This window comes from Paenibacillus sp. FSL k6-2145, assembly GCF_037976585.1.
Lineage (GTDB): Bacteria > Bacillota > Bacilli > Paenibacillales > Paenibacillaceae > Paenibacillus.
On the sequence record NZ_CP150267.1, the window covers coordinates 1,032,533 to 1,045,948 of the forward strand.

Annotated in this window: 9 protein-coding genes; 2 read left to right on the top strand and 7 right to left on the bottom strand. The window is 46.5% G+C overall.

Going from position 1 to position 13,416, the window contains the following annotated elements:
* Positions 1-96: 96 nt before the first annotated feature.
* The 6 genes from NZ043_RS04695 to xylA all read right to left on the bottom strand — a co-directional run bounded on the left by NZ043_RS04695 (position 97) and on the right by xylA (position 8,656).
* Positions 97-1,023, bottom strand: coding sequence for an alpha/beta fold hydrolase (locus NZ043_RS04695; RefSeq protein WP_240768311.1), 927 nt, complete (start codon positions 1,021-1,023; stop codon positions 97-99).
* Positions 1,024-1,191: 168 nt separating this feature from the next.
* Complete coding sequence (locus NZ043_RS04700) at positions 1,192-1,818, bottom strand: bifunctional 4-hydroxy-2-oxoglutarate aldolase/2-dehydro-3-deoxy-phosphogluconate aldolase (protein WP_133387158.1); 627 nt, start codon at positions 1,816-1,818, stop codon at positions 1,192-1,194.
* A gap of 246 nt (positions 1,819-2,064) precedes the next feature.
* Positions 2,065-4,194, bottom strand: a complete 2,130-nt coding sequence (locus tag NZ043_RS04705) for a glycosyltransferase (protein ID WP_133387159.1) — start codon at positions 4,192-4,194, stop codon at positions 2,065-2,067.
* A gap of 11 nt (positions 4,195-4,205) precedes the next feature.
* Positions 4,206-4,922: a glycosyltransferase family 2 protein gene (locus NZ043_RS04710; RefSeq protein ID WP_339310818.1), complete on the bottom strand. Its 717-nt coding sequence runs from the start codon at positions 4,920-4,922 to the stop codon at positions 4,206-4,208.
* Between the two features lie 220 nt (positions 4,923-5,142).
* A complete protein-coding gene (gene xylB, locus NZ043_RS04715) occupies positions 5,143-6,636 on the bottom strand; it encodes a xylulokinase (protein WP_339310820.1) in 1,494 nt (497 codons plus the stop codon).
* Between the two features lie 703 nt (positions 6,637-7,339).
* Positions 7,340-8,656, bottom strand: a complete 1,317-nt coding sequence (gene xylA / locus NZ043_RS04720; RefSeq protein WP_036606941.1) for a xylose isomerase — start codon at positions 8,654-8,656, stop codon at positions 7,340-7,342.
* Between the two features lie 198 nt (positions 8,657-8,854).
* Here xylA and NZ043_RS04725 point away from each other — a divergent pair, with 198 nt between their 5' ends.
* Entirely contained in the window at positions 8,855-10,021 is a 1,167-nt protein-coding gene (locus NZ043_RS04725) for an ROK family protein (protein WP_289390393.1), read from the top strand.
* Between the two features lie 147 nt (positions 10,022-10,168).
* Positions 10,169-10,366, top strand: a complete 198-nt coding sequence (locus tag NZ043_RS04730) for a hypothetical protein (protein WP_017692236.1) — start codon at positions 10,169-10,171, stop codon at positions 10,364-10,366.
* Positions 10,367-11,257: 891 nt separating this feature from the next.
* Here the strand turns inward: NZ043_RS04730 and NZ043_RS04735 are convergent.
* Complete coding sequence (locus NZ043_RS04735; RefSeq protein ID WP_339310823.1) at positions 11,258-13,237, bottom strand: AraC family transcriptional regulator; 1,980 nt, start codon at positions 13,235-13,237, stop codon at positions 11,258-11,260.
* Between the last annotated feature and the right edge of the window lie 179 nt (positions 13,238-13,416).

Sequence of the window (13,416 nt, forward strand, 5' to 3'; positions counted from 1 at the left end):
GAATTTCTGCATATTGCTAATAACAGCAAAAAAACGCCAACCACGTTGGCGTTTTCTCTGTTAGCCTGCACTCTTATGTAGGCTGATTCTATCTTTTCAACTACTCGCTATAGACGAATCGTTCGACTTCTCCTGACCTTGGACATGGGTTTTCAAAAAGGGAATAACGGTATCCCAGAAGGCTGGATCTTCCTCGGAACAACTGTGTCCTCCGCTGTTGACCCATAAATGTTCAACAGGTGGATCGGCTTTGGACATAAAATATTCAAGCTCACTCGGGGGAATGAAATTATCTCCCTTGGAGTGCACCATAAGCATCGGCAGTTGCATCCCCCTGCGCCGTTCATTCAGCATCATCACCGGATCACGCTGACGATAAGATTTCAGAGATTCACCCAGTCGCCAGAACCAGATTCTCGGAATTAACTGGGCCAGTGGAAACAAGGGCAGACGCCGGCGTCTCAGCTCTGAACTGACGATTACCTCAAATTGCGACGGCATCGAGTCCGTAATCACTGCTGATACAGGAATTCCCTCCGTCACTGCAAGAATCGTACCCAGTCCACCCAAAGAATGTCCAAGCACTCCGATGGCATCCGCATCAATCTCTGGTCGTGCAGTCGTATATTGCAATGCCGCGAGCAGATCATCCCGGAACAGGTAGGCAGATGCAGCACGAACCGGATCACTGGCCCCATGACTACGCACATCATACATAAATAAGGCATATCCTGCTTCCCAGATCGGACGTGCGTAACGAAGAACACGGGAGCGATTAGAGCCCCAGCCATGTGCAATAATAACGAGCGGCCATGGTTTCGGAATGTCGGCTCTGGCCGGGATGAACCAGCCATGTACCCGACCTCCCCCACTTTCAAAGGTCACATCCTCAAATGGCATTGGGGGTGTCAGTGTGATTGGAATCTTCTTGGGTGTCTGGCTCTTTACCGCTGCCTTCCATAATCCACCTGCCGTTACTGCGGCCACGGCGATCATGCCGCCTATCATTGTTTTAGCTTTCACAGGGCATCTCTCCTCTCCGAATTCTGGCATACATCCATCATAAAACAATAGAATGAACGGTACGTTAAAGGACATCGGTTTTTATGATAAAGATTGATCCAACAATTAATTTAAAGGTGCCTTCATATATATACCCAAATATACATATCCCTCATATGACACTGGAGCCTATGCTTCGGCTGCTTCCACAAATCTCCGAGCACATGCTGCAATCTGCTCATGATCTCCTGAGGCAAGGGCTTCTCGTGGCAAAAGTGCACTTCCCAGACCCACTGCAGCAGCGCCTGCTGCATAATAATCAGCAATATTCTCCAGTGTGGCACCACCTGTTGCCAGCAGTGGAATATGATTCAGTGGAGCTTTGATCTCCCGCAGATACGGTATACCCAGACTCGCCATCGGAAACAACTTCACAACTCGTGCTCCCGCTTCATGGGCAGCGACAATTTCCGTGGGTGTCATGGCTCCAGGCCAGATCTCGACACCATGTTCTACAGCATATTCAATGACAGACAGATCGACATTAGGAGACACCAGAAATTGTGCGCCTGCAGCGACCGCTTCCTTTGCCATCTGCACATTCAGTACAGTACCTGCTCCAACAAAAGCCTTTCCTTCATGCCGCTCACGCCAGTCTGCAATAATATCATGTGCTCCAGGTGTGTTCAGTGTGACTTCCATCAGTCGGATTCCACCACCTGTCATACCTTGTCCAGCTGTTACTGCCGCTTCGCGGCTTATACCGCGCACAATCGCTACCAGCCTTGACTCCAATAGTACTTCCGTCAGATTCATATCCAGTTCCCCTTGCTTTATCAATTCGGCAGCCGAAGACAGGCAATCATGGTCACCGCTTTTCCGTTATTCATTATTGTAAAGCATATCCTCCCCTGGATGAAATACATTAATCCATTTCAATGTGAATGCGTCTGTCACCAACTCTATGATGTGCTTTTATCACAATGCAAAAAACCTCTCCATGGAACATGGGCTGATTCACCCATTCAATTCCACAAAAGAGGCATCATTTCCGTCGGAAACCTAAGCGTTTTCCAATACGTTATCCTTCTCCAAATCTTTAAAGTAACGATCGTTATATAACATGCTTGGATGTGTTGGATGATAGGCGAGTGCGATGTCATTATGTTCCCGGGCCTTGGCACGGTTACCCATCCGGTCATAACAGACACATAGTTGCAGATGCGGCATCCAGGTCCAGGCTGCTTCATTCAGCACCACCATAGGATCATCAGGACGTACAGCACGAGTCGCCTGTTCATACCAGAACAGGGCCTTGCGATAATCTTCACGGTCGGCAAAATAACCACCCAATCGACAGCAAATCTCGGCTCTTGGCAAATCATAGGCAAATGATCGGAACAACGCCGTGACTTCCTGCTCCGGACGTTCAAGTGCAGCTTCACAATCCGCAATTTTCTGGCAAGCAGCGATCTGATCTTCCACCCAGCCCAGCCCGGTATCCAGAAACTTCTCATAATACTTCACCGCATCCTCATGCTGTCCATGGTCCTTCAGTTCATTACCGAAATAGTACAAGTCACGCGGCCCAAATTCCTCTCCGGCCTGTTCCCTTTTGCGATAGATCCGCAGATTCCGATCGGTATACTCCTTATCTTTCTTGTGGGTAACCGCTATATCACTATGCAGCAGATTACCCGCTACAGCCAGATATTCATGAACCGCGCCAATCCAGCGAAATTGCCGATCCCGACGCACCAGACGATTCCGGCGCAGGCTGTAGGCTACCTTGCCATCTGCTGTGAATGACAGATTGTAATCCATCGTGACACTATCAACATCCGGGTCCAGCGAACGTTTCAAGGCGATCAGTTTCGCCCGATCTTCCGGTTCGAACACATCATCGGCATCCAGCCAAAGAATATATTCACTCTTTGCCTGATCGAAGGCATAATTGCGTGCTGCTGCAAAGTCATCCACCCATTCAAAATCAACGATACGATCCGTATATCTGGAAGCGATCTGACGAGTGCGATCCGTTGATCCGGTATCCACGATTACAATCTCATCGGCAATACCGTTGACCGAGTCCAGACATCTGGCAAGGGAAGCTTCTTCATTTTTCACAATCATACACAGGGTAATACTGATCGTCTCTTCGCCTCGTCTGGCCCTGCGGTTAAAGGCGGAAACCCCCGGCAGTTCGGACAATCGATAGATGTGGTATGCGGGGAGATGAGTATCAACGAACAAACGAAAACCCAGTGCTTGGGCACGGATGCAGAAATGACGATCTTCACCCCAGAAGGATACATTGGGAATCTGGTCATATGAAACTCCTGCTGCCAGAACATTTTTGCGAATAAGGGTACATGCCCCCAGCCCTCCAACTTCATAACAACCCGGGATCCGTAGCTGATTTAGAAAAGCAGTCGTTTGCGTGCCCTCGTCCTCCGTCTCGGTTCCGTCTACTGTTTTGCCACCGCGGCGATATAAAGCATACTCATCTTGCAGCCATACCTGCGGCATTTCCCTGGCATCCGGCTGCCAGCGGGTCCAAAAGATATTGGATACAATGTCTTTGCCACTCGATACAAGTTGCTCCAGCGTCCGCGGATGCAGCACCAAGTCAGAATCAATCAGGAAAACTGCATCATAGTGATTGTCGCGTGCATATTGCAATATGCGATTTTTCAAACCGGCTACACGCCAAATCTGCTCATCCTGCCAATAATGTCCTCCCTCATCCTTGCTGTACACCCCTTTGTTGTCAGGACTACCGCTACCATGTTCATCTGCTTGAATAACCGTCCCTTCATGCTGAAGCACAAATTCACGCAATATATTTGATGCAGCTTCTTCCACGTTATCGTCAACAAACAGATAATCCGTCTTTACTGTTGTTCGTTCCAATGCATGCAGAGAATCCAGAAATTCACGGAGCACCGGAGTTGTCTGGCGAACCGGGCTGGCGATCAGTATTCTTTCTTGCTCAAACGCTTCATGCTCTTCCGATTGGCGGGTTTCCAGCAATTTATCAGAACGTCTGGACGGTCGATGATTACTCTGGCTCTCTTTCTCGCTCTCATGTTGCTTCTCATTCTGATTCTCTTTCTCATGTGAATTCAGCTCTATTAGAGGTTGGGATTCTTCTTGCGATTTGCGTAACGGGTCTTTCTTCAACGTGCTCACTCCCCCTCTCCTTACTCGAACCATGCCAACAGTCGTGGCTCTTGATCCAATATCGATTCGTACTGTTCCTTCCAACCGTATCTTGCTTCAGGGTCCAGTGCTTGATAGCGTTCATATTTGCGGATGCGGTCTTCTTCCCGCGCCCAACCATAGTGCTTCACCCGGGGAGCATGACATCCATAGGACCAATGCTGGATCGTTAACGGAAAACGACCACAATGCTGGGGTGTCTCCTTCCATTCATAGCTCATCCCCGGGTGATAACGAATCAGAAATGGCCGGTAATAGGCATGCGCCTGCCAGAACTCATCTTCCCGGTAATGCGTCTCACTCCACATATCAAACAATCTGAAATAGATCGCATCTTCATTGCCACTGAGCAGCAGATCCCGTACCACCCCAAAGTCACTGGTTAGAATCTCATCCGCATCCAGATTCAAAATCCACTCCGGATTGGTCGCCACCGTCTCTTCCCATTGTTGTTTTCTCAAGCTTACCTCGTCTGCAAAACGTGAAGCAGCGTTCTCCACTAATACGAGTGGAATACCATCCAGAAGTTCCCTGCACAGCGCGACCGTTCCATCCGTGCTTCCGTCATCAATGATTACTGCGCGATCAATCCAGGGACGATGTCTCTCCAGTGCCTGCCTGAGATAGCGATTCTCTTCATTACGAACGATCATCGACAAGGTAATATGTGGTCTTCCATGTTCTTCATGTCCATCCAAATCTTCACCCCCATGCTCAAGCTTCTACCTATTAAAATGTCGGACACACGATGCCTAGACGAATCACAATCCTCTATTTCCAATCTATGCAGAGCCGGAATGCGGATATGCAGGCCAAGTAAACCTTTCATGGGGTTAATCTTGATGAACGACAAAAAAGCACCCGCCTTCGCGGATGCTTTTAATGTGATCACAAGATTAATGTAGTGAAATAAATGAATTAACGGTATTCAGCCAAACGATCATTGAGACTACGTGTCTGTCCATAGACTTCCTGATACAGTGCAAACAGTCCATCATAGACGGCAACCGTTTCCGGGTTCGGCTCATAGGACTTCGCTGGACGAATAAACGCTGTTGCACATTCCTGCAAGGACGGGAACCAGCCACAGCCATAGGCAGCCAGCATTGCTGCACCCATCGCAGGACCCTGTTCGCTCTCAAGCTTCACAATCGTGGCGTTAAAGACATCAGCCTGCATTTGCAACCAAGCTTCGTTCTTGGCACCGCCACCAATGGAGATGACTTCATTGACTGTTTTGCCTGCACCACGCAGAATATCAATGGACTCGCGCAGCGAGAAGGTAATGCCCTCCATCACCGCGCGTCCAAAGTGCTCCAGCTTGTGCCCCGCATCCATACCGATGAAGCTGCCACGGATATTAGCATCCGGATGAGGTGTACGCTCCCCAACGATATACGGTGTGAACAATAATCCGTTGCTGCCCGCCGGAATCTGATCAATGCCCTGCAAGAGCTCATCAAATGATTTGTCCGCTGCAAATGTATCCTTGAACCAGGACAGGCTGTATCCTGCGGCAAGCGTTACCCCCATAATATAGAAGGCATCTTTCTCTCCGTGGTTAAAAAAGTGTACTTTGCCTTCGAAGTCGAGATCTTTACGCTCTTCGTAGGAAAGCACAACCCCGGACGTTCCGATGCTGCACATCGTCTGTCCTTCACTCAGAATGCCTGCGCCAATGGCACCACACGCATTGTCCGCGCCACCTGCATATACTTTTGTCGCAGCCGCAAGACCCGTTTGGTCCGCAATCTCCGGCAACAAGGTGCCCACTTCCTCAAACGATTCCACAAGACGTGGACATAGGGAGATTGGCAGCTCGAATGCTTCTGCAATCTCGTTGCTCCACTGTTTGCCTGCTACGTCCAGCAACAAGGTACCCGCTGCATCGGAATAATCCATGGCATAATCCCCTGTCAGGCGATAACGAACATAGTCTTTTGGCAACAAGAACAAGGATGCTTGCTGTAACAATTCAGGCTCGTTTTCCTGAACCCACAAAATTTTTGGCAAGGTAAAGCCTTCCAATGCACGGTTCCGGGCAATGCTTAACAGCTTGCCATCCAGTACTTTTTCGATCCGGCGGCACTGAGCCGTTGTGCGTGTATCGTTCCACAGGATTGCATTCCGCAGCGGTTTACCTTCTGCATCCACCAAGACCAGTCCATGCATCTGGCCCGAGAAGCTCAGTCCTTCGATTTCCGAAGGCTGCACGCCAGACACTTCGAGCAATTTACGCATGGAAACAATCGTCTGCTCTACCCAATCTTCGGGATTTTGTTCACTGTATCCAGCCTTGGGCTGGTACAACGGATATGCCTCGGATGCTTCAAATGCCACTTTTCCTTCACGATTGACCAACACGGTTTTGACCGCGCTGGTTCCAAGATCGACACCAATTACGTAACTCATAGGTTAACTCCTCTCGTTTATCACAGGTTATATCCACGAAAGATCCAAGTACGCATGAAAGTCACTCCGTGATCAGAAAACCCTTGGATCGCCGTTACCCCCAGATTTCCTTCATACCCTTTAGCAAGGGAGAAATCCGGGGATAAATGCGACCGCTTCGCTTCCTCGGGTCCTTTCTGCTCACTCCGTTTTGCATGCATGATCCTGGACACACATGGATATGAAACGAGTAAAACGTACTCGTTCTTATAACAGAAAGATTGATCCAATGACCTTGATTCGTCATTGGTTATAATGAAACCTTGATTCTCATGTGGTCACTCCGTGATCAGAAAACACTCGGATCGCCGTTACCCCCGGATTTCCTTTATACCCTTTAGCAAGGGTGAAATCCGGGGATAAGCCTATGCTTCCGAAGCCAGCTTTCTCTCAGAAAGCTCTTAGCGAACGCTTTGCTTCCTCGAGTCCTTTCTTCTCACTCCGTTTTGCATGCACCATCTTAGACAAACATTTATATCAAAAATTTAAAAACCGCCCCCGTCTTCCCAAGGGAAAGTCGGGGACGGTCCGAATGTCATGCTTGTTCAGGCGTTCCATGGTACAAGCTAATCTTGTGCATAGGCTAGTTTGGATACTAATGTCCAACACATATGAGTTGAGTAACCATCAGTGGTTGACATGCACCCACCCTGCCTATCCGATATTAGTCAGCCAGGATGTACTGGTTGAGTTGTGCTCTCAGCAATTCCTGACGTCCGGATTGGTTTTTGCGTGGGCTTTCGTTGTTGAGTGCATACTCAGCAAGGGAAGCAAGTGTTGCTTTACCTGCAACCACATCTGCACCAATACCTTCGCTAAAGCTGCTGTAACGTTTTTCGATGAAGTCATCGAATACGCGATCTTCAATCAACTTCGCTGCTACTTTCAGACCTTTTGCATACGTGTCCATACCTGCGATGTGTGCCAGGAACAGATCGTCTGCTTCGAAGGAACCACGACGTACTTTTGCGTCAAAGTTCACACCACCGCGGCCGATACCGCCGTTTTTCAATACTTCATACATTGTCAACGTAGCATCGTACATGTCAACCGGGAACTCATCTGTATCCCAACCGATCAGCATATCGCCTTGGTTCGCATCGAGGGAACCGAGCATACCGTTTGTACGAGCAACGCGGATTTCGTGATCAAATGTGTGACCAGCCAGTGTAGCATGGTTCGCTTCCAGGTTGAGTTTGAAGTGTTTGTCCAAACCGTATTTTTGCAAGAATGCAATGGAAGTTGCTGCATCATAATCATATTGGTGTTTCGTTGGCTCTTTTGGTTTAGGCTCAATCAGGAATTGTGCGTCAAAGCCAATTTCCTTCGCGTAGTCTACAGCCATGTGGAACATGCGAGCAATGTTGTCTTGCTCCAGTTGCATGTCTGTGTTCAGCAATGTGTCGTAACCTTCACGACCGCCCCAGAATACATAGTTTTCAGCGCCCAGACGTTTACCCACTTCCAGACCTTTCTTGATCTGTGCCGCAGCGTGAGCATACACGTCTGCGTTGCAAGTGGAAGCTGCACCAAACATGAAGCGTGGGTTCGAGAACATGTTCGCCGTGTTCCAGAGCAGTTTTTTGCCGCTGGATTTCATATGATCTTCAATCAGATCAACGATTGTATCAATGTTGCTGTAGAACTCGCGCAGGTTGTTGCCTTCTGGTGCAATGTCCACATCGTGGAAACAGAAGAACGGGAGATTCATTTTTTCCAAAAATTCAAATGCCGCTTCCACGCGTACTTTCGCGAGGTCCAGACCTGAGTATTTATCCCACGAACGAACAGCTGTCTCCGCACCAAACGGGTCACTGCCGCCTGCAGTTAATGTATGCCAGTAAGCCATGCCGAAACGGAAATGTTCTTCCATCGATTTGCCGGCTACCACTTCTTCTGGATTATAATGTTTAAAAGCAAAAGGATTCTTGGAATCTTTACCTTCGAATGCAATTTTATTAACGGATTCAAAATAGGCCATGTGTAAAATGCCTCCTCAATAGTTTTAAGAAATCGTTTACACTGTTATCCTATCACATCAAATAAACTTTGTCTATTGGTTAAACAAAGTAAAATAAAATTGTTTTTTACATGTTTGTTTACGCTATAATAGTCGAATAACTTGTTTCGGATGTGGGTCAGAACCCTTTTATCAGAAGAATAGGAGTGCCTTAACCATATGAAAATTACCGGAGACCAGATGCTGGTCAAAAAAATAAACAAGTCGATCGTTCTCGATACGATCCGGCGCCATGCCCCTCTTTCTCGCGCACGAGTGTCCGAGGTTACGGGGCTGAACAAAGCAACGGTATCCAACCTGGTTGCTGATCTGATCAGTGATGACCTAGTGCAGGAGATCGGCCCTGGGGAATCCAGCGGCGGACGTAAACCACTTATGCTGCTGTTCCGAGGGACATCAGGCTATGCAGTCGGTCTGGAACTCAGTGTGACCCATTTGAAAGGCGTGCTTACAGATCTCGAAGGACACATCATTACAGAGTACGCAGTGACCTTGGAACATCATGACGTGTCCTCTGTACTGGAGCAATTGAAATTGGCAGCAAAACAGCTCATTGAAGCAGCTCCTGCTTCCCCTCATGGAGTCATTGGTATTGGCATCGGGGTGCCCGGCATGGTGGATGAGGCAGGAACGGTCCTGTTTGCACCCAACTTGGGATGGGAGAAGGTAGCTCTGCGCTCGATGCTTGAAGAAGAATTTCAACTGCCTGTAACGATTGATAATGAAGCCAATGCTGGTGCTCATGGAGAGTTGAATTTTGGGGCAGGTATCGGTGTCCGTCACATGATCTACATCAGTGCAGGCATGGGGATTGGTTCAGGCATCATGGTAGATGGTGAATTATACAAAGGCGCGTGGGGCTACGCAGGGGAAACAGGCCATATGTCCATTGAAGCGGAAGGTCTTCCCTGTTCCTGCGGAAACCGTGGTTGCTGGGAGTTATACGCATCGGAAAAAGCCTACGAGCACCCGGACCATCAGCTAAAATTACCTGCTCATACCACACGCGAGCTTATTCATTATGCGGAGCAAGGCCACGATGCTGTTCAGGAATTATACAACACGATTGGACGCAAACTGGGGATTGGCATTACCAATATCGTTAACAGTTTCAATCCGGAACGTATTATCATTGGCGGTCCGCTCTCTGAAGCAGGTCCTTGGATTGAAACAGCGTTAAAACAAGTTGTCGAGGAACGTACATTACCTTATCATCGCCGCAGTTTGCAGATTGAATGGGCAGCTCTGGGCAGCCGTTCCACCCGCGTTGGTGCCGCTTACTCTGCGATATCCCAGTTTTTAGGTAAAATTAGGGTATCTGTCTAATAACAGATGAAAATTGACATCATTTCGCCCCATTTCCTCCCTTTTTGTTAAAGAAATCCAGATGTATAATGGGGTTATGTGATTTTTGTCATGGCTGTGTGAATCAAGCTGTGTTAATTCCGATAACGAAACGGAGTGAAAAAAAGCGTGACCTACGTGGATACTTCAGATATCTCGGCGCAAATGTTTGTCACCGTCCTCCTGTTCCTGATTGTGCTTGCGCCCCTGTTCAGCCTTGGCATACTCCGATTGTTCCAGAGCAAAAAGAAGGCTGGTTTCATGTACATGCTGTCAGGATTGCTGGTGTATGTTGTATTTCAGACTTTCATGAGTATTTTTTTCTAGATGTAATTATTTGTTTTCATGCAAAATCCCCTTTCGCAGTCATTCATGGGTACACGTTATCATGTACTCTGAATTATTTACGCAAGGGGATTTTTCAGCTGCCATGAGTCCATTCTCAACATGGATGTTGAATTATGGACAAATCAAATTCTCTTAATTTCGTTCTTCCATCATATAAATGCTATCTTGGATCCATGCAGGATTTACAATTTCAATCTTTGAGGTTGGGTACCTATATATTTAATACTTTTACCTTGTTTCGAGATCCGACCTCTGAAGAAGGTAGGCAACGGAGTTTTTTGACTTACTCTTTAATCCTAGTTAACGGAACAAAAGTAGTTAAACCAGTATGTTTTTTTACTTTTTAATGTAAAATTATCGTTAATTAGAATTTAATATTGTTTGCACTTGATCAGAGAGGAGCTTTAATATGCTCAAACAGACATCTGGATTCCTGTTTGATTTTATACTTTGTTCTATCCTTTATTTTATTGGTATAACCCTACTATGGGGTATAGAACTGCAAGTTTATCCTATGATGAGTGTTAATCCAAAAGATTATATTTTGATACTCTTTGTAATTAATTGTTTGATAACTTTTCTTATTCATTCTAGATTTTATAATTTTGGAAATTGGTATACCTCACGAAAAATAATGATCAAATCCCGAACTAAAAAAATAGTAATGTCGGTTATTATTATAATGGCCTTAATTCCAATTGCTTTAACTAGTATGTGAACCCGTCAGATTACTACAAATTACTCTATTCTAAAGTAAACTCACCTGTATAAAATACAAAATCCCCTTTCGCAGTAATTCCTGGAGTTCATGTTACCATGTGCTCCACATTACAACGGTAAGGGGATTTTCACGTTACCTAGGTTAGATCACTATTTTTTAGAATTCTCTAGAGCGCGTTCTTCCATCATGTCGACAATATCCTGAATCTGACCCATGACTGAGATCGGATCGGAGAAATAGAATTTGTAGCCATCAATTTCGTATAACTCATTGTTTTTGATTGCGTCTAGCGTTCCCCACACCGGATCACTTGCATAGTCAAACGATTCCGCTTTGGCATCCACGGCCATAAACACACGATCACCGGCGTATGTCTCCACAATCTCGCTTGAGATTGTAGCCCAACCCACTTTCGGATCAACCTCGCGTTGCACATTATCGTTCATGGGAATACCCAATTCGCCATGAATACCTCTGCCTGTATATGCATTACCATAGAGCGTGATGTTTTTGACAATTCCCCCGGCAAAAACCGTAGCAGTTTCTCCCTCTTTGATAATACCGCTCAAACGTTCCTTGGCTGAAGCCAAATTCTTTTCAAACTCGATAAGCCATGCCGATGCTTCCGCCTCTTTACCAAGCATGACTCCAAGTTCCTTCACCTGATCACGAACTGGTGCTGAGTTGTCCAGATAAACGGTTGGTGCAATTTTGGAATAAGCCTCGTAACTTTGGGCATCACCTGTAACAATCAAATCCGGATTCAGACCAGTGATTGCCTCCAGATTGTCCGAAACATCCTCAATACCAGAGACTTGTCCCTCTAAATAAGGATTTTGCATAAACAAGCCATTACTACCCACGGGCTTAACGTTCAGTGCCAGAATATGCCCCAAAAAGAAGTCCGTTACGACACGTTGAGGACTCGCTGGTACCTCTACCTCACCCATAGAAGTGTTAACTATGCGTTTTGTGGCCTGATTATTTTGATTTGTATTATTTTCGTTTGAATTGCTCGCCTCACCAGCTGTTGCTTCCGATTGAGCCGTACTACCATCTCCTGCTGCACTTCCCGTATGTACCGAAGAACCCCCACTGCATGCACTTAGCAGTAATCCAAATGCCAGGAGCAGTGCGATCGGTACTTTCTTTATATTTCTTAACATGTCTTCAGACCCTCCATCTAAATATTGATAATAATTATCATTATCATAAAATGGAATATAACACGGGTCTGGAGAGCCAACAATATGATTTCTTCCTGCTAAGGATATAACATCTTCCTCCTTGATTTGCTTCCGATACATCTGTGGAGAAATTCCGTTGTACTTTTTAAAGGCATTGCTGAAATAATATGCATCCTGATATCCGATAGATGAAGCAATTACTCGTAACGGAAGCTTCGTCTCGGCCAATAGTTTATATGCTTTTTGCATACTTAGACGGATTAGACAGTCAATCGGTCCACGATTAAGCACTTGTTTGAAACAATTCGAGAGATGACCCGGACTCCGCCCCATCACTCCAGCCAAAGAATCCAACGTATGCGGTTTTGCATAGTTCTGCAACAGGTACTCCAGAGTCTGTATGACCAACTCGACTGGACTAGCTGTTTTGACGACCAGAGACTGTAGATTGTATTGTTCCACCATATGATAAACCCATTGATAGAAAGATGCCTTAAGTTGAAGCGGAAACCAAGGTCCCTCCTGCTGCTGGGTCTCTAACATACGATCTGCAATTTCATATAACATCATTGGCTGCGTTAGTGTCACACGATATGTATTGTAAGTTGGATCTTTGCGTTCATCTACAAACAGCGGCTCATCACCGGACGTTGACCGTCGTTCTGCTTTATACGAAATCAGTATATACTCTGCTCCGTCTGAACCTGCGTTAACTTCAAACAGACTTTTGGAAGGAGCATGAATAATCTCAAAAGGATGGATGGAATAGGTCTTCTGATTGAGCAATACCAGTAAGTTCCCCCTCTTTATACAGAAAAAACTGCTGGACTGCATCGTGAATAATGTTCTTTCACCCTTTGCAAGAATAGCTCGTTCAACATGAATATCTCGTATACTCGCCTGTTCCCAGAAGGGAAAATGCTCCTCCTGATCTATAATCATGCTGCGTGTTCACCTCAATTATGCTCTGCGACTTAAGAAAATGATATCGCACTTCTGTACATCGGACAATTCCGAATGATGTTTGCGACCAGATACCACTTCATCCGATTCACTCAAAGAAAACGCACAAAAAACCGTACCCTTCCGGGTACGGTTCTTTCTATATCCTAACGGCTCGC